The organism is Streptomyces sp. 3214.6, assembly GCF_900129855.1.
Lineage (GTDB): Bacteria > Actinomycetota > Actinomycetes > Streptomycetales > Streptomycetaceae > Streptomyces > Streptomyces soliscabiei.
On the sequence record NZ_LT670819.1, the window covers coordinates 4,280,243 to 4,302,112 of the forward strand.

At 71.3% G+C, this 21,870-nt stretch carries 18 protein-coding genes; 9 read left to right on the top strand and 9 right to left on the bottom strand.

Annotated elements, in window-relative coordinates:
* Window positions 1-50: 50 nt before the first annotated feature.
* Window positions 51-1,100 carry an Lrp/AsnC family transcriptional regulator gene (locus B5557_RS19155; protein ID WP_079660617.1) on the bottom strand — a complete coding sequence of 350 codons (1,050 nt, stop codon included), beginning with the start codon at window positions 1,098-1,100 and terminating at the stop codon, window positions 51-53.
* Between the two features lie 144 nt (window positions 1,101-1,244).
* Here B5557_RS19155 and B5557_RS19160 point away from each other — a divergent pair, with 144 nt between their 5' ends.
* Window positions 1,245-2,873: an MFS transporter gene (locus tag B5557_RS19160; protein ID WP_079660618.1), complete on the top strand. Its 1,629-nt coding sequence runs from the start codon at window positions 1,245-1,247 to the stop codon at window positions 2,871-2,873.
* Between the two features lie 40 nt (window positions 2,874-2,913).
* Here the strand turns inward: B5557_RS19160 and B5557_RS19165 are convergent, their stop codons facing one another.
* Window positions 2,914-3,966 (bottom strand): aldo/keto reductase, encoded by a 1,053-nt coding sequence (locus tag B5557_RS19165; protein ID WP_079660619.1) that lies wholly within the window; start codon window positions 3,964-3,966, stop codon window positions 2,914-2,916.
* A 103-nt stretch (window positions 3,967-4,069) separates the two neighbouring features.
* On the opposite strand from B5557_RS19165, the gene B5557_RS19170 reads away from it, so the two are divergent.
* From B5557_RS19170 to B5557_RS19200, 4 genes are all read left to right on the top strand, one after another.
* Window positions 4,070-4,699: a TetR/AcrR family transcriptional regulator gene (locus B5557_RS19170; protein WP_079660620.1), complete on the top strand. Its 630-nt coding sequence runs from the start codon at window positions 4,070-4,072 to the stop codon at window positions 4,697-4,699.
* 127 nt (window positions 4,700-4,826) lie between these two features.
* On the top strand, window positions 4,827-5,639 hold the full coding sequence (locus tag B5557_RS19175; protein ID WP_079660621.1) for a MerR family transcriptional regulator: 813 nt from the start codon (window positions 4,827-4,829) through the stop codon (window positions 5,637-5,639).
* A gap of 992 nt (window positions 5,640-6,631) precedes the next feature.
* Window positions 6,632-7,447: a DUF4253 domain-containing protein gene (locus B5557_RS19195; RefSeq protein WP_079660624.1), complete on the top strand. Its 816-nt coding sequence runs from the start codon at window positions 6,632-6,634 to the stop codon at window positions 7,445-7,447.
* Window positions 7,448-7,583: 136 nt separating this feature from the next.
* Complete coding sequence (locus B5557_RS19200; protein WP_079660625.1) at window positions 7,584-7,832, top strand: hypothetical protein; 249 nt, start codon at window positions 7,584-7,586, stop codon at window positions 7,830-7,832.
* Here the strand turns inward: B5557_RS19200 and B5557_RS19205 are convergent.
* Window positions 7,772-9,205 carry a helix-turn-helix domain-containing protein gene (locus tag B5557_RS19205; protein WP_173877706.1) on the bottom strand — a complete coding sequence of 478 codons (1,434 nt, stop codon included), beginning with the start codon at window positions 9,203-9,205 and terminating at the stop codon, window positions 7,772-7,774. The genes B5557_RS19200 and B5557_RS19205 overlap by 61 nt on opposite strands.
* A gap of 170 nt (window positions 9,206-9,375) precedes the next feature.
* Between B5557_RS19205 and B5557_RS19210 the strand changes: the two genes are divergently transcribed.
* Entirely contained in the window at window positions 9,376-10,113 is a 738-nt protein-coding gene (locus B5557_RS19210; RefSeq protein ID WP_107472610.1) for a DUF4232 domain-containing protein, read from the top strand.
* A gap of 11 nt (window positions 10,114-10,124) precedes the next feature.
* Here B5557_RS19210 and hemB read toward each other — a convergent pair whose 3' ends face one another.
* Window positions 10,125-11,117 (bottom strand): porphobilinogen synthase, encoded by a 993-nt coding sequence (gene hemB / locus B5557_RS19215; RefSeq protein ID WP_079660627.1) that lies wholly within the window; start codon window positions 11,115-11,117, stop codon window positions 10,125-10,127.
* A gap of 253 nt (window positions 11,118-11,370) precedes the next feature.
* On the opposite strand from hemB, the gene B5557_RS19220 reads away from it, so the two are divergent.
* Window positions 11,371-13,653 (top strand): peptidoglycan recognition protein family protein, encoded by a 2,283-nt coding sequence (locus B5557_RS19220; RefSeq protein ID WP_079660628.1) that lies wholly within the window; start codon window positions 11,371-11,373, stop codon window positions 13,651-13,653.
* A gap of 65 nt (window positions 13,654-13,718) precedes the next feature.
* Here the strand turns inward: B5557_RS19220 and B5557_RS19225 are convergent, their stop codons facing one another.
* The 5 genes from B5557_RS19225 to B5557_RS19245 form a co-directional block, all read right to left on the bottom strand.
* Window positions 13,719-15,425: a uroporphyrinogen-III synthase gene (locus B5557_RS19225; RefSeq protein ID WP_079660629.1), complete on the bottom strand. Its 1,707-nt coding sequence runs from the start codon at window positions 15,423-15,425 to the stop codon at window positions 13,719-13,721.
* Window positions 15,422-16,396, bottom strand: a complete 975-nt coding sequence (gene hemC / locus B5557_RS19230; protein WP_079660630.1) for a hydroxymethylbilane synthase — start codon at window positions 16,394-16,396, stop codon at window positions 15,422-15,424. Before hemC ends, B5557_RS19225 begins: the two co-directional genes overlap by 4 nt.
* A 5-nt stretch (window positions 16,397-16,401) precedes the next feature.
* Complete coding sequence (locus B5557_RS19235) at window positions 16,402-18,141, bottom strand: glutamyl-tRNA reductase (RefSeq protein WP_079660631.1); 1,740 nt, start codon at window positions 18,139-18,141, stop codon at window positions 16,402-16,404.
* The gene (locus tag B5557_RS19240) at window positions 18,138-18,902 is read right to left on the bottom strand and encodes a redox-sensing transcriptional repressor Rex (RefSeq protein WP_079660632.1); all 765 of its coding nucleotides are present in this window, start codon (window positions 18,900-18,902) and stop codon (window positions 18,138-18,140) included. Before B5557_RS19240 ends, B5557_RS19235 begins: the two co-directional genes overlap by 4 nt.
* 272 nt (window positions 18,903-19,174) lie before the next feature.
* On the bottom strand, window positions 19,175-19,456 hold the full coding sequence (locus B5557_RS19245) for a glutaredoxin family protein (protein ID WP_079660633.1): 282 nt from the start codon (window positions 19,454-19,456) through the stop codon (window positions 19,175-19,177).
* 93 nt (window positions 19,457-19,549) lie between these two features.
* Between B5557_RS19245 and B5557_RS19250 the strand changes: the two genes are divergently transcribed.
* Window positions 19,550-20,488, top strand: coding sequence for an HAD family hydrolase (locus B5557_RS19250; RefSeq protein ID WP_079660634.1), 939 nt, complete (start codon window positions 19,550-19,552; stop codon window positions 20,486-20,488).
* Between the two features lie 359 nt (window positions 20,489-20,847).
* Window positions 20,848-21,627: an ECF subfamily RNA polymerase sigma factor, BldN family gene (locus tag B5557_RS19255; RefSeq protein WP_079660635.1), complete on the top strand. Its 780-nt coding sequence runs from the start codon at window positions 20,848-20,850 to the stop codon at window positions 21,625-21,627.
* Window positions 21,628-21,870: the final 243 nt, after the last annotated feature.

Consider the following 21,870-nt stretch of genomic DNA (forward strand, 5'->3'; position numbering starts at 1 on the left):
ATCGAGCAGGGCAGGCGGGCTCTGCAGCGGGACTTGGCGGCCCACCCTGCTCAGCCGGTCCGCAGCGTCGCAGCGGCCTTGTACGTGCGCAGCACCGGCGCGGTCTCGATCCGCGCGATCGCGTCCAACGCCACCTTCCGGGTCAGGTAGTGGTGCAGTTCCTCGGCGTCCCGGCACAGCGCGTGCGCGACCAGGTTCGTCGGACCGGTCGTCGCCGCGACCACCGCCAGTTCCTCGTGCCCGGCCAGCGCGGTGGCGACGTCGTCCAGGTGCGCGGGCGCTACCTGCATCCACAGTAGCGCTGAGACAGTGACACCCAGCAGCGCCGGGTCGACGTCCACGTCGAAGAACAACGCGCCGCGCACACGCAGTTCGGCAAGCCTGCGGGCCACCGTGGACGCGGTCGAGCCGGTCGCGGCGGCAAGGTCGGCATAACTGATGCGGGCGTCGTCGCGCAGCGCGTCCAGCAGCAGCCGATCGGCGTCAGTGAGCAGGTACGCGGGCGCGCCTGGTTCCGGCCCGGCTGCTGCCGCCGCCGACTCGCCGTGGGCCGCCGCGGTGGTGTGCGCGCGGGCGGTGTCCGGTCCGGGGCCTGCGCCGCTCTCGGCGCGCAGCCGCGCCTGCTGTGCGGCGTCGAGGACGTCGACACGGCCGCGCCACGCGGTCGGCCCTCCGAGGTAGGTGTGCAGCAAGTAGTGCGCTGAGACCGCGGTGATCCCCGCGGTGCGCGGGATGTCGCGCAGCAGCAGCGCGTGGGCGTCCGGGCCCGCGGGCGTGGTGTGGATGATCGCCACGATTTCGGTGCCGCCGGAGGTCAGCCGCACCCACGACGTGTCTGGGCGGCGCGCGAGCGCGACTGCGATGTCGTGCGCGGTACGCGTCGCGGCGGTCAGCCGCACGAACCACTGGTGGGTGCCGGAGCTGCGCGGCGCGGGCAGCGCGACCACGCGCAGGCCCGCCTGCGCGTACAGGCGGCGATAGCGGCGCACCACGGTCTGCGTGGAGGAGCCGAGTACCTCGGCGACGAGCGTGAACGGGGCCCGCGCATCCACCTGCAGGGCGTGGATCAGGCCGCGGTCCAGATCATCCAGTTCGAGCATATCCACCAAATTAGCGTGGCTTGATGGAAGTAATCACCCATCCCTGGCTCAAAAATGGAAGCCCGGGCGGGTGGGGCGGCACGGTGGTCACCAGCCGCCTCACCGGGGCGGGCCGCCGTCCCGGACACTGCAGGGGGAGAGAGCATGTCCCGCGCCACACACCGCAACACACCCGCCGCCCCGCGCCGGAATCCGCGCCAGGATCCGGGCCCGGACGTGGACCCGCGCCACGCACCGGCCTCCTCCGGGTCCCTGGCCGCGACGGAGCCTGAGCCCGAGTCTGTACCTGGGTCAGTGGTGTCGGAGCCCGCGTACCGGTGGCGGTGGCTCGCTCTGGCCGCGGTGCTGGTCGCCGAGGCCATGAACCTCCTCGACGCGACGATCGTCCAGGTCGCCGGACCCGTCATCCACACCGACCTCGGCGGCGCGAGCGCCGCCATCCCGTGGTTCAGCGCCTCCTATACGCTCGCGTTCGCGCTCGGGCTGCTGACCGGTGCCCGGCTGGGCGACATCGCCGGCCGCCGCCGTGTCTTCCGTATCGGCGTCGCCGCGTTCGCCGCCACCTCGCTGGCGTGCGCCCTCGCTCCGACCCCCGAGGCGCTGATCGGGCTGCGCGCGCTGCAGGGCGCCGCCGCGGCGCTGATCATCCCGCAGACGTTCGGGCTGATCCGCGCGATGTTCGACGGCGACGAACTACCCAAGGCACTCGGCGCCATCGGTCCGGTCATGGGCCTGTCCGCGGTGCTGGGGCCGGTGCTCGGCGGAGTCCTGACGCACGCCGACGTGTTCGGGTCGTCGTGGCGCGCGGTCTTCCTCGTCAACCTTCCCCTCGCCGCCGCCGTGCTGGCGATCGCGCCGCGGCTGCGCGATGACCGCGCCCCGTCCCGCCCGCGCCTGGACCCGGCCGGGACCGTGCTGGCGATGACCGGCACTGCCCTGGTGGTGTGCCCGCTGGCCACCGGCACCCCCGGCCCGGTGGCGTGGGCGACCGCTGCGGCAGGCACCGCCGTCCTCGCGTTGTTCGTCGCCCACCAGCGCCGCGCCGCCCGCCTGGGCCGGAACCCGTTGATCGAACCGGCGCTGCTGCGCGGCCGCGCGTTCCCGGCGGCGCTGGCCACCTCAACGCTGTTCTTCGCCTCGATGAACGCCGTCATGATCACTGTGGTGCTGCACCTGGAACTGGGCCTCGACCGCGGCCCGCTCACCGCGGGCCTGACCCTGCTGCCGTGGTCGACCGGACTGGCCGCCGGGTCATGGGCCGCGGGCGCCTACCTGGTCCCGCGCCACGGAACCCGCGTCATGCACGCCGGTATCGCCACCCTCGCCACCGGTCTGGCCGCGGCCGTCCTCGCCTACCGGGCAAGCGCCCCCGACGCGTACCCCTCAGCCCTGCCGTTCGCGCTCGCCGTCGCGGGCCTGGGCACCGGCCTGTTCACGCCACCGTTCTTCACCACCGCGCTGGACGGCGTCGGACCGCAGGAGACCGGCTCCGCCGCGGGGCTCCTCAACGCCGTCCAGCAACTCGGCGGCACGCTCGGCGTCGCGGTCGCCGGCGGCATCTACCTTGCCGGCGCGGACGCGCCGCACGCCGCCGCGCAGGCGGCCCTGGCCACCGCCGGGGCGCTCCTGGCCGCGACCGCGATCGCCGCCGTCGCGATGACCTCCCACCGCACCACCGCCCCCGAGGCCCCGGCAGCGGCCCCGGCAGCGGCAGCGGCAGCGGCAGCGGCAGCGGCAGCGGCCGAGTCTGCGACACCGCCGACGCACACCTGAGGGACACGTGGCTATACGCTCCAACTGAGTGACGCCGGTGTCATGTTGCAGGCGAAGGTGCGACAACTGGCGGGTTGAGGCGGGCGAAGCCTTCCTGACGCTGATAAGGGAAGTACGGGTAGGGCGCCGTCTTGCCGCTCGCCGCATCGAGTTTCGCCGTCTGGTCGGGCGTGAGCGTCCAACCGACGGCACCGAGATTCTGGCGAAGCTGGCTCTCGTCGCGGGCACCGATGATGACGGAGGAGACGGTCGGTCGCTGCAGCAGCCAGTTGATGGCGATCTGCGGAATGCCTTTGCCGGTCTCCTGCGCGATCTCATCGAGGGCGTCGACCACGCGGTAGAGGTGTTCGTCCTCGACCGGCGGGCCGTAGTCCGCGGTGTGGTGCAGTCGGCTGTTGGCCGGCAGTGGCTGGCCGCGGCGGACTTTGCCGGTGAGCCGTCCCCAGCCGAGCGGGCTCCAGACGAGGGCCCCGAGGCCCTGATCGAGCCCGAGGGGCATCAGTTCCCATTCGTAGTCGCGGCCGATGAGTGAGTAGTAGACCTGATGTGCGACATAGCGCGGGTGGCCGTACCTCTCCGCGCTCGCGAGGGACTTCATCGCCTGCCAGCCGGAGAAGTTGGAGATTCCGAGGTAGCGGACCTTCCCTGCTCGTACGAGATCGTCGAGGGTGGACAGGACCTCCTCGATGGGCGCGCCTGCGTCAAAGGCGTGCAGTTGGAACAGGTCGATGTAGTCGGTGCCGAGCCGGCGCAGGGCGTCCTCACAGGCGGCGATCAGGCGCGAACGAGAGGAGCCCGCATCGCCCGGGCCGTCGCCCATCGGCAGGCCGGTCTTGGTGGACACGATCACCCGGTCCCTGCGGCCTTTGATCGCTTCGCCCAGCACCTCCTCGGAGGCCCCGCCGGAATAGACGTCGGCGGTGTCGAACATCGTGATCCCGGCGTCGAGGCAGATGTCCACGAGACGGCGGGCTTCTTGCGCATCGGTGTTGCCCCAGGCACCGAACAGCGGCCCTTGGCCGCCGAAGGTGCCGGCGCCGAAGCTCAGTGCGGGGACCTTGAGGCCGGATGCGCCCAGCCGCCGGTATTCCATGGCTGTTCCTCTCGTCGCCTGACCTGGCTAATGGTTCTGCAGTTCCGTTAATGTAGGTCTCAACGTAGCAGGTGCAGGTAATTAATGACACTGGAGTCCCGTTATGGCGTTTGAGGGTGCGGATCCGGGGACCGTCCGTCCAGGTGGGCGCACGGCGCGGGTGCGGTCGGCGGTGCTGAAGGCGGCTGGGGACGCCTTGGCGGAGCACGGCTTTGCCCACCTGGACCTCGCCGACATCGCGCGCCGCGCCGAGGTGGGCAAGACCACCGTCTACCGCCGCTGGGGAACAGTGACCGGCCTGGTGGCCGATCTGCTGCTGGACATGGCCGATCAGTCACTGCCGCGTACCGAGACCGGCTCGCTGCTCGGTGATCTCAAGGCCAACGCCCGGCTCGTGCAGCGCACTCTGACCGACCCGCGGCAAGGAGCGCTGTTCAAGGCAGTGATCGCCGCCGCCACCTGCGAGGCGAAGACAGCCGAGGCCCTGCACCGCTTCTACGACATCCGCGTCAAGGAGTGGGCACCCTGCGTCCAACAGGCCATCGACCGGGGTGAAGTGCCCGAGGGCACCGATGTCCACGAGGTGATCCGTGCTGTCTCCGCCCCCCTCTACTACCGCCTGCTGACAAGCAGCGACCGCCTCGACGAAGCCGCCGCAGACCGAGCCGCCGAGGCCGCAGTGGCTGCGGCGCGTGCGGGAGCGTACCGGCGGGGCGACGAAGGCCGTGCGTGACGGCTTCCCGCATCCGTCGCCGAGCGCGGGTCACCGTGCGTGACCGATCCTGCTCACGATCTTTTCCGGGCGTCCGAGCAGTGTTCTTGACCCTCACACCGTGTCAGGCGGTCAACTCGGAGACATCATGTTCACCATCGGAGACTTCGCCCGGCACGGTCGCGTCTCGGTCCGGATGCTGCGTCATTACGACGCGACCGGCCTGCTGCGCCCGGCCCACGTCGACCCGGCCACCGGCTACCGCTACTACACGGCCGCCCAGCTGGCCCGCCTCAACCGCGTCATCGCGCTCAAGGACCTCGGCTTCACCCTCCAGCAGGTCCAGACGATCCTGGACGAGAAGGTGACCACCGAGGAGCTGCGCGCCATGCTGCGGCTGCGGCGCGCCGAGCTGGAGGCGGCGATGACGGCCGCGGCGGCCCGGCTGGCCCAGGTCGAGGCGAGGCTCCGCTCGATTGAGAGCGAGGGGCAGATGCCCAGCAACGATGTCGTACTGAAGAGCCTGCCGAGCGTGCGGCTGGCCGAACTGACCGCAGTGGCACCGGACTTCGAGACCATCGGCCCGGTTATCCAGCCGCTTTACGACGAGCTGTTCCGGCGTCTGGAGGCGGCAGGTATCGCCCCATCCGGGCCCGGGGTCGCCTACTACGAGGACGCGCCGGACGGCGGGATCCTCATCCACGCGGGTGTCGAGGTCTCCGCGCCCCTCAGTGAGGACGACGGGCTGCAGATCGTGGACCTGCCGCCCGTCGAGCAGGCGGCGACCGTCATGCACCGCGGCTCGATGGAGACCGTTCTGCCCACCGTCCAGACCCTCGGCCGCTGGATCGACGCCAACGGCTACCGCTCGGTCGGCTACCCCCGAGAAATCAACCTGGAATGCCCCGACAACCACGACGAGTGGGTCACCGAACTCCAGGAACCGGTGAACAAGGCCTGACAAGAGAAGGGCCGGCCAGGCTCTCCAGGTTTGGCTGGCCCGCCCCGCTGGATGACACCCAGCGGGGCGGGCCTCTGGGCTCAGCGGCGGCTCGCCCGGTTCGTCCATCGCTCCGTCCGCCACCCATTCGGCGAACCGACGAAGGACCAGCGAACGATGCGGCGCTGTCAGCACGGACGTGCTGATCGCGTGCTCCCACGTCGTCGCGAAGCACAGCACGTTCCCGTCGAGCGAGAGCATGCGGAACTCGGGGCGGCACGGCGCGCTGCCGAGCAGCAGGGCGTTGATCACCAGCTCGCTCACGCAGAGCAGCACGTCGTCGGCGCGCGGGCTCCCGGCGAGTCCCCACCCGGCGAGACGGGTTGCGACCGGGTCAAGGGCAGGCACACAGGGGGTCTCGAAGACGGCCCCGTCTTCCACGTGGACCCCGCCGACTGGGCCGCCTTCACCACGTCTCTCCAGTAGAAGCCGACCCGCTCAGCCCCGAATGGCCTTGCTGAGGGGGCACAGGGCCAGCGATGGTGGGCCGGTGCCAGGACAGCGGAAGAGGAAGCGTCAGCAGCAGGACGCGAGTCGGCGGGCCACCGCTCGTACCACTCCCGCCTCAGGCCACTGGGAGGTGCTGTTCGAGACTCAGGACGAGCCGGAGTGGCGTGCTCACCTTCGCCGTCTGCGTTCCGCAGAAAAACCGAACACGAACAGGCTCAGTCGATAGGTAGTTGGCTGCACCAGTCGTCCGCAGAGTGTGTCGATCCGGGTCAGCGCCCAGTCGATACACACGGATCTACAACCCGTCGCGGACGAACACCAACGCCCCGGTGAAAACCGTCCTGGCGGTGGACTGGAACACGGTCAAGACCTGCGGCTGGCGCCGGCGACCCGCTCCCACGCCCACCGAGGCCCGGCCGCCCCCGCGAAGGGGCCGCCGGGCCTCGGCCGTCGCCGCCCGCCCGCACACGGCAATGTCAGTGGCTGCCCCTACAGTCACCTCCATGGCGACTCTTCCCAACCCGCTGCCCAGGCTGGCCACCGACCCGAGCGGCCGTTCCCTGGGGCTGCAACTCCCGCCCGGGAGACTGATCGACACGACCGACGACGGTCCGTGGCACGAGCCGTTGCTGTGGCATGCGGAGAAGGCCGCCTCGCCCGGCACCTGGAAGGCCATCGGCGCGCAGGCCGCCCGCGCGGGTCTGCTCCCGGTCCTCGTGGACGTGGGCGACCCTCAGGGCGGCCCCACGGACTGGGAGTTGATGCCCGACGAGCCGTCCTACCCCGGGGACCACGACGCCGACGACGTCCTCGCGGAGTACTGGGAGGACAACGCCGAGGAGGAACTCGCCGAGGGCGCCGATCCCTTCGGCCCCGACTGGCCCGGCCTCGCGCCCGAAACCTCCCCCACCGCCACCCCGGACGCCCGCGCGGCCGCAATCGCCGACTCGCTGACGGACGGCACCCGGACCTGGCTCAAGGAGCCGCACCTCGCCCTGGTCGCGGCCCGCCGGTCCGCCGACATCCCGGCTGCGATCGGCTGGACCGGCCCCCTGAACCACGAGAACGACGTGGCCCGCCTCTGCGCCGTCCTGCGCTCCTGGGAGGACCGCTTCGGCATACGGGTGGTCGCGCTCGGCTTCGACACTCTTGTCGTGTCGGTCGCGGCCCCGCCGGCCACCCTCGCGGAGGCCGAGGCGGTGGCGGCGGAGCACTTCGCGTTCTGCCCCGACACCATCACCCGGAACGGCCCGGACGCCCTGCGCGCCTACGCCGAGGAGCTGATCGGCGAGCCCGCCTGGTCCTTCTGGTGGGACTGACCCGGGGGAACGGCGTCCCACATCCCGTCCCGACAGGACGCCGTTCTCGCAGGTCAGACATGGTGGGACCGGACCGGCGTCCCGAGTTTCGCCGCGCAGGTGGAAGACGGCGGGCCCTACGCCCCAGGCTTGCCCCATGCCCACTCGCCCCACCCCCCGCACCCGCACCCGCACCCGCACCCGCGTCCGCCTGCTCGCCGCCGCGCTGACGGCCGTCGCCGCGCTCGCCCTCACCGCGTGCAACGACGGCCAGGGCCTGCGCGACGAGGGCCCCTCAAGCGCCGGCACCCTGACAGGCTCCTGCCCTCTGACCGGCTCCGCCTCCTACGACGCAGGAGATGCCCCCGCCCGCTGCCACGCGGAACCGCCGAGCGGGAACTCGTAGTCGGGCCGCCCGTTCGAGCCGCTCGTGCGGAACGGCTTGCCCTCGTCGTCGATCGTCACCGTGCCGTGCCGCGAACCGCTGGACCAGGACAGCTCCAGATACCAGCGCACGTCATAGGCGGAGGCGTCGGCGGTGATGTAGTAGGCCTCCGGGTCGGACTCGCTCACCGTGAACGGGAAGTCCCGGTGCCCCGCCTCGGGCACCAGCGCCGGCCGCGCCGCGTCGAGGGCGACGGAGAAGGCCCGCGTCGGCATCCCGCCACCGCAGCCGACGCCCGGGTAGCCCATGGCGTAGTCGTTCCAGGCGAGCGGCACGCCCTTGCCGACCGTGCGCACGGTCAGCTTGTCCACGACCACGGTCTGCGCACCGGTCCCCTGCACGGTGATCTCCAAGAGCTGCTCCCCCGCCGACACGGCTCCGTGCGCGGACACCCACGCCGGCGCGTCCTGCTCCACGGGCGGCGGCGCGACCTTCTCCGGCCCGCTCCGGATCAGATAGTGCTGGCTGCAGGGGTTCACCCAGGCGTACGGCCGGGTGTTGACCGTCAGCGGTACGGAATCATCCGCCTGCATCCCGGAACCCGCGCCGGGTGCGGCGGCCGACCGGGACGCCGACCCCGAGGCCGAGGCGGAGCCCGACGGCCTCACCGTCGCGGACGCGGAGGCTGAGGCGGACACGGACGCCGACGGCGACGGCGACGGCGACCCGCTCCCCTTTCCCTTCCCCTGCACGGACTCCCCGGCTGCCGCGGCGCCCCCGCCGCCGCCCTCGCCCGATGCGTCGGACGGCAGGGTCAGCGACAGCACCAGCGCGACGGACCCGAGGGCGGCCACGACACCGACACCGGCCAGCACCAGGGAACGCCGCACACGACGCGCGGGGCGGGGAGTTCGCGCAGGCCGGGGAGGACCGATCTCCTCGCCGCTCACACCACCGTCCCCTTCAGGAACCGTTGCCTCACCGCGAACCGTTTCCTCAACGACGGCTTCCAGGCCGCCGGCCTCCACGCCGCCGGTTTCCACGACGCCGGTCTCGACGGCACCGCCCTCCGCCGCACCGCCCTCCGCCGCACCGCCTTCCGCCGCACCGCCTTCCGCCGCGCCCGCCGTCTTCCTCCCGCGCCCCGCGTCCGCCAGCACCCATCGCCGATGCAGATCGACGAGCTCCTGCGGGGACGCCTTGCAGAGCCGGGCCAGCCGCTCCACGGGCGCGTAGTCCGTGGGGATCGCGTCCCCGTTGCAGTAGCGGTGCAGCGTCGACGTACTCATGTGGAGCCGTTTGGCGAGCGTCCCGTAGCTCAGCCCGGACCGCTCCTTAAGCTCCCGCAGCAGCTCGGCGAACTCGCTCGCAGACACCGTTTCCCCACTCTCCATGTCCCATCCCCGCGTTCCAGGGACGGTTTGTTTCCCCTGGTCAAACCCGTTGTGGGCATTCCAGCGTCCCTGATCGACCGCAGGTCATGGCGGCCGGGACGGATCCCCTCACAAGCTTTGGCCATCGAAGCACATCGCTTCAACTCGCCATCCCGGAAGAGGACTTCATCATGCGTATCCGCCGCACCCGCCACCTGCTCGCCCTCACCGCCCTGACCGCCCTGGCGCTCACGGCCTGCGAGAACGGAACCGGCGTGAAGGACGAGGGCGCGTCGCACCCGGCGTCATCGACGGCGGCGGACTCCGCCACCCGGCCGACGCAGTCCGCGACGACGTCGGCAGGCACCTCCGAGGACCCGGCGAAGACCCCCGCGAAGGACACCACGGGTTCGACCGGCACCGGCGCTCACACCGGCAAGGGCACCGGCACCGGTACCGGCAAGGGCAAGGGGACGGGGGCCGGCTCCGACGCCGCCCCGACCCGCGTCCTCTGCAACGGCTCCAACACCAGGGTCACCGCCCAGCCGATGTCCCGCCCGCTCAACCACATGCTGCTCACGGTGACCAACACCGGCTCCAGGACATGCGATCTGACCTACTACCCGATCCTGCGCTTCGACGAGATGCAGTGGGCCCCGCAGGCCGACAAGGAGACGCAGCCGCAGGCGGTGACGACTCTCACCCCCGGCGAGTCCGGCTACGCGGCCGTTCTGTTGTCGGCCGCCGACGGCAGCGGCGACGGCGGCATGACGGCGAAGAAGCTGACCGTCGCCTTCCAGGGCTACACCCCGAACAGCGACGGCGGCGCGTCCGCGATGCCGTCCCTGCCCGCCAAGGGCGTCTACTACGACAGCTCGCTGAAGGTGACGTACTGGCAGCAGAACCGGGACGACGTGCTCGGCTGGTAGGGGCGGGCGGACTACCGCAGTTTCCGGGCCGCTTCGGTGGCCCAGTAGGTGAGGATGTTGCGCGCCCCGGCCCGCTTGATGCCGGTCAGCGCCTCGAAGATCGCCTGGTCGCGGTCGATCCAGCCCTTCTCGGCGGCGGCCTCGACCATCGAGTACTCGCCGGAGATCTGGTAGGCGACGACGGGCACGTGCACCGCGTCCGCCACCCTCGCCAGGATGTCCAGGTAGGGCCCGGCCGGCTTGACCATCACCAGGTCGGCCCCCTCCTCCAGGTCGAGCGCCAGCTCGCGCATCGACTCGCGAACATTGGCGGGGTCCTGCTGATAGGTCTTCCGGTCCCCCTTCAGGGAGGACCCGACCGCCTCCCGGAAGGGCCCGAAGAAGGCCGACGAGTACTTGACGGTGTAGGCGAGGATCGAGACGTCCTCCCGCCCGATCTGGTCCAGAGCGTCCCGGACGACCCCGATCTGCCCGTCCATCATCCCGCTGGGCCCGACGACATGGGCCCCCGCGTCGGCCTGCACCTGCGCCATCTCGGCGTACCGCTCCAGGGTGGCGTCGTTGTCGACGCGCCCCTCGGAGTCGAGCACGCCGCAGTGCCCGTGATCGGTCGTCTCGTCGAGACACAGGTCCGACATGACGAGGAGGTCGTCCCCGACCTCGGCCCGCACGTCCCGGATGGCGACCTGGAGAATCCCGTCCGGATCCGTCCCCGGTGTGCCGAGCGCGTCCTTCTTCGACTCCTCCGGCACCCCGAAGAGCATGATCCCGGAGACCCCGGCCTCCACGGCCTCCAGCGCGGCCTTCTTCAGGCTGTCGCGCGTGTGCTGCACGACCCCGGGCATGGCCTGGATCGGCACCGGCTCGCTCACGCCCTCCCGCACGAACGCGGGCAGGATGAAGTCGGCCGGATGCAGCCGGGTCTCCGCGACCATACGCCGCATGACGGGGGTGGTCCGCAGCCGCCGAGGACGCGAACCGGGGAAAGATCCGTACTTCGTCATGCCCCTACGCTACGCCCGCCCCGGCCCCGCCTTTGCCGACGCGGAGTCGGCCCGCGAGCCCTGCGCCGGCGAGTGATCTACATCATCCCGACCCGGACAGGTGTGACGTTTTTCGGCCAGACAGCGCTCTCTGTACTGGCCACCTGTGTGTCAGGTGCGCCCTATGTGACCAGCGTTTGTGACTACAGGGGTGGATTTCGTCGTGAGTCGACGTCGGCGTCGGGGTGGAACGCGCGCGTACAGACCGCTGAGCATGAAGAGACGGGCCTGGCTGACGCTCGGTGCGGTGGTCCTGGGCGGCGGAGGCGTGGTGACCTACGCCGCCGCCAATCCGTCCCCCGATCACTCGGCACGGCCCAAGCGGCCGGTGAAGGTCTACGACCTCGCGCTGAAGGCGTCCTCGGCCGACCGGCGGGAGATGCCGCGCACGGACACCGAGCGGTTCTCGCTGCTGGGCGTCACCTGGACCGGCGGCGCCAAGCGACTCGTCGGCACCGCGCAGGTGCGCACCCGCAGCGTGGCCACCGGTCAGTGGAGTGCCTGGCACGACCTGGAACTGGACGTCGACCCGCTGGACAGGCCGGGCCCGAAGGTGCGCGGCGCGTCCGAGCCGGTCTGGGTCGGCCCGTCCGACGGTGTCCAGGTGCAGGTGGTCCGCAAGAACGGCACCAGCGCCGCGCTGCCCAAGGGGCTGCAGGTCAACCTGGTCGACCCCGGCGTGGCGACCGCCGCCGAGACGAAGACCGGCGCCGAGCCGGCCGGCTTCGTCATGGACGGCACGCCCGACCCGACGGCGTCCGACACCACGAACCCCGACCCCTCCGCGTCCTCCTCGCCCGGTGACACGGCCTCGGCGTCGCCGTCCGACACGGTCTCCGCCGCGCCCACCGACACCGTCTCCGCGTCGCCGACGGACACCGCGCCCGAGGTCACGGCGAGCGCCTCGACGGGCACCGCGTCCCCGACGACGACCCCGTCGGCCACCGTCGCGCCCCCGCCCACCGCGCCGAAGTCCACCGTGCCCGAGCCGCCGATCCGCTCGCGCGCCGACTGGGGCGCCGACGAGTCGATCAGCCCCGACGCGCCGGAGTACAACAACGACGTCAAGGCGATGTTCGTGCACCACACGGACGGCACCAACGACTACACCTGCGACCAGACCCCGTCGATCATCCGCAGCATCTACGCGTACCACGTGCAGGTCAGCGGCTGGAAGGACATCGGCTACAACTTCCTCGTCGACAAGTGCGGCACCCTGTACGAGGGCCGCAAGGGCGGTGTGGACCTGCCGGTGCTCGGCGCCCACACCTACGGCTGGAACCGCGAGGCCGACGCCGTCGCCGTCATCGGTGACTACACCCAGACCACCGCCACCAACGCCGCGCTGACCTCCATCGCCCGCCTCGCGGCCTGGAAGCTCGGCCAGTACGGCGCCGACCCGGCCGGGACCGTCCAGCTCACCGCGGGCGCCACCCAGACGAACTTCTTCGGCAAGAGCTTCACCTCGGGCAGCCTCTACACCTTCAACCGCATCTCCGGCCACCGCGACGGCTACAACACGCAGTGCCCCGGCGGGCTGCTCTACGACCAGCTGCCGACGATCCGCGCGTGGGCGGCCGGCCCGGTGCAGGGCCTGAAGGTCACCTCGGTGGCCGGTGGCGCGAGCCTGTCCGGCTCGACGTACTACACCAAGGGCGCGCTCACGGTGAACTGGACGGCCACCACGCCCGGCTCGCTGATCTCGAAGTTCGAGCTGCTGGCCGACGGCAAGACCGTGGCCACCACCGCCGGGACCGCGACCTCCGCGAGCGCCACCCTGCCGCTGGGCAGCCACACCGTCGCCGTGCGCGCGGTGCACCAGTCGGGCAGGACGACGACGACCGCCGCGCTGAACGTCGTGGCGGAGACGACGGCGCCGACCTTCACCACCGCGCCGACGCTGTCCCTGCGCACCGGCACCGTCAGCACCACCGCCGTCCCGGTCACCCTGGGCTGGAAGGCCGCCGACGACAAGGCCCTGCGCTCCGTGCAGCTGCTCGCGCCCACTACCGCGACCTTCGGCCCGACCGTCACCAGCTCCGTCCGCACGGCCAAGCCCGGCACTGCCACCACCTGGTCGCTGCGGGCCGACGACTACGCCGGCAACTACCGCACGGCCTCCCTCTCCTCGACCCCGGTGATCCTTCAGGAGACCTCCGCCGTCAAGTCCGGTAGCTGGACCGCCCGTTCCAGCACGAGCTACCTCGGCGGCAAGTCCTACTCCAGCGGCTCCAAGGGCGCAGCCCTGACCTGGACCTTCACCGGTCGCTCCGCCGCCTGGGCAGTCTCCCGCGCGACCACCTCCGGCCAGGCGTACGTCTACGTCGACGGCACGAAGGTCGCGACGGTCGACCTGAAGTCGGCCACCACGCTGTACCGCCAGGCGATCTGGACCAAGACCTGGTCGAGCAGCGCCAAGCACACGATCAAGATCGTGGTCGTGGGCACCAGCGGCCGCCCCACCGTCACCACCGACGGTCTGGTCTACATCAAGTAGTCCCCGAAAACAGGAAGTGGCCTTCACGATCACAAGCGATCGTGAAGGCCACTTCCTTTTCGAACTCAGGTGGCGCGGCGCCGCCGGGCCCCCGGCCTGCGCTCGCTGGGCCGGCTGACCTGGTCGCCCGCCTCCTGGGCGGCGGCGCGACGCCGCAGCCCGAAGTCGGCCAGCGCCTCCGCCAGCGCCTGCACGGACGGCTCCGGAGCCATCACATCGACCCGCAGCCCGTGCTCCTCGGCGGTCTTCGCCGTGGCGGGGCCGATACACGCGATCACCGTCACGTTGTGCGGCTTGCCCGCGATGCCCACCAGGTTCCGCACGGTGGACGACGACGTGAAGAGAACGGCGTCGAAGCCACCCCCCTTGATCGCCTCGCGGGTCTCCGCCGGCGGCGGCGAGGCCCGCACGGTCCGGTAGGCGGTGACGTCGTCGACCTCCCAGCCCAGCTCGATCAGCCCGGCGACCAGCGTCTCGGTGGCGATGTCGGCACGCGGCAGGAACACCCGGTCGATCGGATCGAACACCGGGTCGTACGGCGGCCAGTCCTCCAGCAGCCCGGCAGCGGACTGCTCGCCGCTCGGCACGAGATCCGGCTTCACGCCGAACGCGACCAGCGCCTTGGCCGTCTGCTCGCCCACCGCCGCGACCTTGATCCCGGCGAAGGCCCGCGCGTCGAGCCCGTACTCCTCGAACTTCTCCCGCACCGCCTTGACGGCGTTGACGGACGTGAAGGCGATCCACTCGTAGCGCCCGGTGACGAGGCCCTTCACGGCCCGCTCCATCTGCTGCGGGGTCCGCGGCGGCTCGACGGCGATCGTCGGCACCTCGTGCGGCACGGCCCCGTACGACCGCAGCTGGTCGGAGAGCGACACCGCCTGCTCCTTCGTGCGCGGCACGAGGACCTTCCAGCCGAACAACGGCTTGGACTCGAACCAGGCCAGCTGGTCGCGCTGGGCAGGGGCGGAACGCTCGCCGACCACGACTATGACCGGCCGGCCGCCCTCGGGCGAGGGCAGCGCCTTCGCCTGCTTCAGCGTCTGCGCGATGGTCCCGAGGGTCGCGCTCCACGTCCGCTGCCGGGTCGTCGTACCGGCCACCGTCACCGTCATCGGCGTATCGGGCTTGCGGCCCGCCGACACCAGCTCACCGGCGGCGGAGGCGACGGAGTCGAGCGTCGTCGAGACGACCACGGTCCCGTCCGACGCCCCGACCTCGGTCCAGCAACGGTCCGAAGCCGTGCGCGCGTCCACGAACCGGACGTCCGCGCCCTGCGCGTCGCGCAGCGGCACCCCGGCGTAGGCGGGCACGCCGACGGCGGCCGCGACACCGGGTACGACCTCGAAGGGAACGCCGGCCGCCGCGCACGCGAGCATTTCCTCCGCCGCGTACGTATCCAGTCCCGGGTCCCCGGACACCGCACGGACGACCCGCCTGCCGCCCCGCGCGGCCTCCATGACAAGATGTGCGGCATCGCGCACAGCGGGTACCTCAGCGGTTGTTGACGTGCCGTCAACGACCGTCGGGAGGGGCGCGCCCGTGCCCGGAAGAGGGTCCGACGAAGGACCCGCTTCCGCGTGTACGACGGCGACGCCCGGCCTCGCGTGCGACCGTACGACGTCGAGCACCTCGTGCTCGGCGACGAGGACGTCCGCGTGCGCCAGCGCCTCCACGGCGCGCAGAGTCAGTAGTCCCGGATCCCCGGGTCCGGCACCCAGGAAGGTGACGTGCCCGTGTTCAGGACCAGCGGCTGGAAGAGTGGTGGGGCTCACTGTGCTCGCTCCCCCATCAGACCGGCCGCGCCCTGGGCAAGCATCTCGGCGGCGAGTTCGCGACCGAGCGTCATTGCCTGGTCATGCGTCTCGGGCACGGGACCGGTGGTGGACAGCTGCACCATCCGGGTGCCGTCGGTGGTGCCGACGACGCCCCGCAGGCGCATTTCCTTGACAATCTGCCCGTCGGCCAGCAGGTCGGCCAGCGCGCCCACAGGGGCGCTGCAACCGGCCTCCAGGGCGGCGAGCAGTGACCGTTCAGCGGTCACGGCGACCCGGGTGAAGGGGTCGTCGAGCTCTCCTAGCGCGGCGATGAGGTCCGCGTTGTCCGCGGCGCACTCGATCGCCAGTGCTCCCTGGCCGGGAGCCGGCAGAACCGTGTCTATCGACAGGAAGTCGGTGACCTCGTCGAGGCGGCCTATGCGGCTGAGGCCGGCCGCTGCCAGCACCACCGCGTCCAGCTCGCCGTCCTGCACGTACCGGATCCTCGTGTCGACGTTCCCGCGGATCGGCACCGTCTCGACGTCCAGCCCGTGGGTGCGGGCGTACGCGTTCAGCTGGGCCATGCGGCGCGGCGAACCGGTCCCGATGCGTGCGACCCCGTTCGGGGAGGACGCGGCCAGGTCGGTGAACTTCAGCGCGTCCCGGGCGACGATCACGTCGCGGGGGTCCTCGCGCACCGGTACGGCGGCCAGGACCAGGTCCTCGGGCTGCGTGGTCGGCAGGTCCTTCAGCGAGTGAACCGCGAAGTCGACCTCGCCCCCCGCCAGCGCGTCCCGCAGCGCGGTGACGAAGACACCGGTGCCGCCGATCTGCGCGAGGTGCTCGCGGGAGACATCGCCGTAGGTGGTGATCTCCACAAGCTCGACGGGCCGGCCGGTCACCTGGCTCACGGCTTCCGCGACCTGCCCGGACTGGGCCTTGGCGAGGGTGCTTCGCCTGGTCCCCAGTCTCAGTGCTCTCGTACTCATGCCGCTCATGCCGGCCCTCGGTTCTCTGCGTTCTTCTCGGTGCTGTCCTCGGCCCGGGACACGGCGGCCACCGTCTCCGGGTCGAGGTCGAACAGGGTCCGCAGCGCGTCCGCGTACCCGGCGCCGCCGGGCTCGGCCGCGAGCTGCTTGACCCGTACGGTCGGCGCGTGCAGCAGCTTGTCGACGACCCGCTTCACGGTCTGCGCGATCTCGGCGCGGTGCTTGTCGTCCAGGCCGGGCAGCCGCCCGTCGAGCCGGGCGATCTCGCCGGCGACGACGTCGGCGGCCATGGCGCGCAGGGCGACCACGGTCGGTGTGATGTGCGCGGCCCGCTGCGCGGCGCCGAACGCGGCGACCTCGTCGGCGACGATCCGCCGCACCTGGTCGACGTCGGCGGCCATCGGCGCGTCGGCGGAGGCCTCCGCGAGCGCCTCGATGTCGACGAGCCGTACCCCGGCGAGCCGGTGCGCGGCCGCGTCGACATCGCGCGGCATCGCCAGGTCGAGCAGGAAGAGGACCGGCTCGGGCCGCACCGGCGTGGCGACGGGCTCGGGCCTGCGGCGCTCGGGGATGCGGCCGACAGTGGCGGCGAGCGCGGCGAGCGCGCTGATCAGCTCGGCGTCGGCCTCGGGGCTGCGGCGGGTGGCGAGGCGCCGGTCCACGGTCGCGTTGTCGACCCAGGCGGCGTGCTGCTCCAACGTCGCCGCGTCCAGGCCGGCCACGGCGGCCTCCCCCATCACCGAGAACCCGGACTGCTGCACGGGAGCCTGCGGTACGGCGGCCTGCGGTGCGGGGGCCAGGTCGAGCGGGCAGTTCTCGTCGGCGCCGACGGAGGTCGGCGGCAGCGGCCGTACGTCCCCGCCCGTGGTCACGGCGTCCTCGGCGAAGGCGACGGGCGCGCCCGTGCGGCCCTCGACGGCCGTCGCGACCGCTTCCGCGGTCAGGACCAGGCCCGTCGCCCCGGTACAGGAGACGGCCACATCAGCACGTGTCAGCTCGGCCGGCACCGATTCCATCGGTACCGCGCGGGCGGACACGTCCGTGCCGTCCGCCTCGGTGAGTATCTGGGCGAGCCGCTCGGCCCGGTCCAGGGTGCGGTTGGCGACGACGACCTCGGCGACCCCGGCGCGCGCGAGGGTGGCGGCGGCCAGCGAGGACATGGAACCCGCGCCGATGACGAGGGCCCGCTTGCCGCGCGCCCAGTCCCGCACGTCCGCACCCGCGGCGAGCTGCTCCAGGCCGAAGGTGACCAGGGACTGCCCGGCGCGGTCGATACCGGTCTCGGAGTGGGCGCGCTTGCCGACCCGCAGGGCCTGCTGGAACAGGTCGTTCAGCAGCCGTCCGGCGGTGTGCAGCTCCTGCGCCCGGGCCAGCGCGTCCTTGATCTGCCCGAGGATCTGGCCCTCGCCGACGACCATGGAGTCCAGGCCGCAGGCCACCGAGAAGAAGTGGTGGACGGCGCGGTCCTCGTAGTGCACGTAGAGATAAGGAGTGAGCTCCTCCAGGCCGACCCCGCTGTGCTGGGCGAGCAGCGTGGACAGCTCGGCGACGCCCGCGTGGAACTTGTCCACGTCGGCGTACAGCTCGATGCGGTTGCAGGTGGCGAGGACGGCGGCCTCGGCGGCCGGTTCGGCGGCGACCGTGTCCTGGAGCAGCTTGAGCTGGGCGTCCGCAGACAGCGAGGCCCGCTCCAGCACGCTCACGGGGGCGCTGCGATGGCTCAGTCCGACGACGAGGAGACTCATGCCGGCATCACGGCGGGTACGTCCCCGTCGGGCCCCTGGTCGGTGGTGTCGTCGCGGCTGACGGCGGTGGGTACGACGCCGTCGCCCGCCGCGGCCTCCTCGCCGGCCTTGCGCTGCTCGTGGAAGGCGAGGATCTGCAGCTCGATGGAGAGGTCGACCTTGCGCACGTCCACGCCGTCCGGGACGGTCAGCACGGTCGGCGCGAAGTTCAGGATGGAGGTGACGCCGGCGGCCACGAGCCGGTCGCAGACCTGCTGGGCGACGGACGGCGGGGTGGTGATGACGCCGATGGAGACGCCGTTGTCGGAGATGATCTTCTCCAGGCCGTCGCTGTGCTGTACGGCGATCCCGGCGACCTGCTTCCCGGCCATCGCCGGGTCGGCGTCGATGAGGGCCGCGACCCGGAAGCCGCGCGAGGCGAACCCGCCGTAGTTGGCGAGCGCCGCGCCGAGGTTTCCGATGCCGACGATCACGACCGGCCAGTCCTGGGTGAGGCCCAGCTCGCGGGAGATCTGGTAGACGAGATACTCGACGTCGTAGCCGACACCCCGTGTTCCGTAAGAACCCAGGTAAGAAAAGTCCTTGCGCAGCTTCGCGGAGTTGACCCCCGCGGCGGCGGCGAGCTCCTCGGAGGAGACCGTGGGCACCGAGCGCTCCGACAGTCCGGTCAGCGCGCGGAGGTACAGCGGAAGCCGGGCGACGGTGGCCTCGGGAATCCCTCGGCTACGGGTCGCCGGTCGGTGAGTTCGGCCAGTTGCCACGGTGCTCCTGCGGGTAGAGCGGGGCTGTAGGCGGTCACACGTACCCAGACCGCCCCGTCGACAGCAGGCTATGTCTTTGTGAACGCGTGCACAAAGATGGTGTCCGTTTTGCCCGGCCAACGTGACCGGGGTCACGCACATCATTCCAGGGGGCAAAACCGCCACTCTCCTCGTGAATCCCGCCCCCGAGACAAAACCGCCATCGATCCTAAGCGACGTTCGGTCCGCCCTTGTACTGCTCGGTCAGTTGCCACGCGCCTCGCCCGCGCCTCCTACCCGGCCAGCTCCTTGCGCAGGCGGTCCTCGTCGACTCGCCAGAAGGTGTGTTGTCTGCCGTCCACCAGGACGACGGGGATCTGCTCCCAGTACTCGTCGTACAGCCGGCGGTCCTCGGCGATGTCCTTCTGTTCCCAGGGCACGCCGAGTTCCGTGCAGACCTTCTCGATCACGCGCTCCGCGTCGTCGCACAGATGACAACCGGACTTGCGGATGAGGGTGACCACCCGCTCGTGCGGGGCTGCCTTACGTCGAAAGAGGGGACTCATGTGGGCCATTCTCGCGCTCTTTAACTGCGCGGTCGCGGAGTGTTCACACCCTTCAAACCTCTCGACTCCGGAACCACCGAACAGACTGGCTATGCTCACGCCATGGCCGCTCTAGGATGGCTCACTCCCCGTAGGCGCTCCGCCACGGCGCGGAGCGTGTTGGCAGGCGAGGCCTCGGCGGAGGCAGCCCGCAAGTCGACCCAGGAAGCCCTGGAGTCCCAGGAAGCCCTGGACACCGCCGACCGGGAACCGCAGTTCCCGGTGCACGGCGACACGATGGCCGCCGCCTTCTTCGACCTCGACAACACCGTGATGCAGGGCGCGGCGCTCTTCCACTTCGGCCGCGGTCTGCACAAACGGAAGTTCTTCGAGACCCGCGACCTGGTCCGCTTCGCCTGGCAGCAGGCGTGGTTCCGGCTGGCCGGCGTCGAGGACCCCGAACACATGCAGGAGGCCCGCGACTCGGCCCTGTCGATCGTGCAGGGCCACCGCGTCGCCGAGCTGATGTCGATCGGCGAGGAGATCTACGACGAGTACATGGCCGAGCGCATCTGGCCGGGCACCCGGGCGCTGGCCCAGGCCCACCTGGACGCGGGCCAGAAGGTGTGGCTGGTCACCGCCGCCCCGGTGGAGATCGCCCAGGTGATCGCCCGCCGCCTCGGTCTCACCGGCGCGCTGGGCACGGTCGCCGAGTCGGTCGACGGCGTGTACACGGGCAAGCTGGTCGGCGAGCCCCTGCACGGCCCGGCCAAGGCGGAGGCGGTGCGCGCGCTGGCCGCGGCGGAGAACCTGGACCTCTCCCGCTGCGCCGCCTACAGCGACTCGCACAACGACATCCCGATGCTCTCCCTGGTCGGCCACCCCTACGCCATCAACCCCGACACCAAGCTCCGCAAACACGCCCACAACCTCGACTGGCGGCTGCGCGACTACCGCACGGGCCGCAAGGCGGCGAAGGTCGGCATCCCGGCGGCGGCCGGCGTGGGCGCGGTGGCGGGCGGCACGGCGGCGGCGATCGCCCTGCACCGGCGCCGGCGGTAACGAGGGGCCACTGCGCGCGGGCGCCCGTACCCATACCGCCACCCATCCCGTACCAGCGCCAATAGACGGTCGTACCCCCCAGGGCGGCCGTCTATTCGCATTGTCCGCGCACAGCCACAACACGCCCCAGACCGCCTCGAAACTCGATCCTTTCCGATCAACAACCGCTCACTCCCCGCGACTTGATGTGGCATCAATCAACCACAGAAGCGACGTAATCGAAGTTTTGAGCAACTCGGTGTAGCAGGGCCTGCACGAAGCGTTATTCTCCTCAGACGCAATCCGGTACCCCTCCTGTCGCTACGACGGGTGAAAGGTTCCGCACTGCACGTGATGGAAGCTCTGCCTCTGGGAGTCCCGTGTACCCACACGTCGGGGTTGACACCTCGGGCCTGGCTACGCTGCGCGCAACGGTCGCTACGGTCCAGGACCTGTTGCGCGGCTTCGTCCCCACCGCGTACGCCGTCCCCGCCTTCGCCGCCGCCGCGCCCGTCGGCCCGTGCTATGCACTGGCCGACGGCACCGCCGCGGTCGGCAGACGGGGACGTGCGACCGGCACGGCCACCGCCCGTCGGCCGGCCGCCGACAGCGACAGCGCCCGGATGATGGACCTCGTCGAACGCGCCCAGGCCGGCGAGGCCGACGCGTTCGGGCGCCTGTACGACCAGTACAGCGACACGGTCTACCGCTACATCTACTACCGGGTGGGCGGCAAGGCGACCGCCGAGGACCTCACCAGCGAGACGTTCCTGCGCGCCCTGCGCCGCATCGGGACGTTCACCTGGCAGGGCCGCGACTTCGGCGCCTGGCTGGTCACCATCGCCCGCAACCTCGTCGCCGACCACTTCAAGTCGAGCCGCTTCCGGCTCGAGGTGACCACCGGCGAGATGCTCGACGCCAACGAGGTCGAGCGCTCACCCGAGGACTCCGTCCTGGAGTCCCTCTCCAACGCCGCGCTCCTGGACGCCGTACGGCGGCTCAACCCGCAGCAGCAGGAGTGCGTGACGCTGCGCTTCCTGCAGGGCCTCTCCGTCGCCGAGACCGCGCGCGTGATGGGTAAGAACGAGGGCGCCATCAAGACGCTCCAGTACCGGGCCGTCCGCACCCTCGCCCGGCTCCTGCCCGAAGACGCCCGCTGACCGGACCGGCCCGGAGTCCACTGCCGGTCATCCCCAACTCACCTTCAGTGAAAGTCCGTTGCCTTCCCGAGCCGATCATCAGCCGTCCGTAACCCAAGTGCCACGCCAGTCGTTGTGCGGGATACAGGCTCCCTGTGGTCACGTCCCGGCCAACCCCGATCACTCGATCGTGTGGAATCGGCCCGGGGCGTGCAACCCTCAGGACCCCAAGGGAGTCGACCGTCATGACGAGAGGAGGTGCCG

Excerpts from the sequence above, each read along its gene's own strand:
- B5557_RS19250 (WP_079660634.1), top strand. The coding sequence starts at position 19,550 with ATGGCCGCTCTAGGATGGCTCACTCCCCGTAGGCGCTCCGCCACGGCG.
- B5557_RS19200 (WP_079660625.1), top strand. The coding sequence starts at position 7,584 with ATGCCCACTCGCCCCACCCCCCGCACCCGCACCCGCACCCGCACCCGC.
- B5557_RS19160 (WP_079660618.1), top strand. The coding sequence starts at position 1,245 with ATGTCCCGCGCCACACACCGCAACACACCCGCCGCCCCGCGCCGGAAT.
- B5557_RS19220 (WP_079660628.1), top strand. The coding sequence starts at position 11,371 with ATGAAGAGACGGGCCTGGCTGACGCTCGGTGCGGTGGTCCTGGGCGGC.
- B5557_RS19175 (WP_079660621.1), top strand. The coding sequence starts at position 4,827 with ATGTTCACCATCGGAGACTTCGCCCGGCACGGTCGCGTCTCGGTCCGG.
- B5557_RS19170 (WP_079660620.1), top strand. The coding sequence starts at position 4,070 with ATGGCGTTTGAGGGTGCGGATCCGGGGACCGTCCGTCCAGGTGGGCGC.
- B5557_RS19195 (WP_079660624.1), top strand. The coding sequence starts at position 6,632 with ATGGCGACTCTTCCCAACCCGCTGCCCAGGCTGGCCACCGACCCGAGC.
- B5557_RS19165 (WP_079660619.1), bottom strand. The coding sequence starts at position 3,966 with ATGGAATACCGGCGGCTGGGCGCATCCGGCCTCAAGGTCCCCGCACTG.
- hemC (WP_079660630.1), bottom strand. The coding sequence starts at position 16,396 with ATGAGTACGAGAGCACTGAGACTGGGGACCAGGCGAAGCACCCTCGCC.
- hemB (WP_079660627.1), bottom strand. The coding sequence starts at position 11,117 with ATGACGAAGTACGGATCTTTCCCCGGTTCGCGTCCTCGGCGGCTGCGG.
- B5557_RS19245 (WP_079660633.1), bottom strand. The coding sequence starts at position 19,456 with ATGGCCCACATGAGTCCCCTCTTTCGACGTAAGGCAGCCCCGCACGAG.
- B5557_RS19235 (WP_079660631.1), bottom strand. The coding sequence starts at position 18,141 with ATGAGTCTCCTCGTCGTCGGACTGAGCCATCGCAGCGCCCCCGTGAGC.
- B5557_RS19205 (WP_173877706.1), bottom strand. The coding sequence starts at position 9,205 with ATGGAGAGTGGGGAAACGGTGTCTGCGAGCGAGTTCGCCGAGCTGCTG.
- B5557_RS19155 (WP_079660617.1), bottom strand. The coding sequence starts at position 1,100 with ATGCTCGAACTGGATGATCTGGACCGCGGCCTGATCCACGCCCTGCAG.
- B5557_RS19210 (WP_107472610.1), top strand. The coding sequence starts at position 9,376 with ATGCGTATCCGCCGCACCCGCCACCTGCTCGCCCTCACCGCCCTGACC.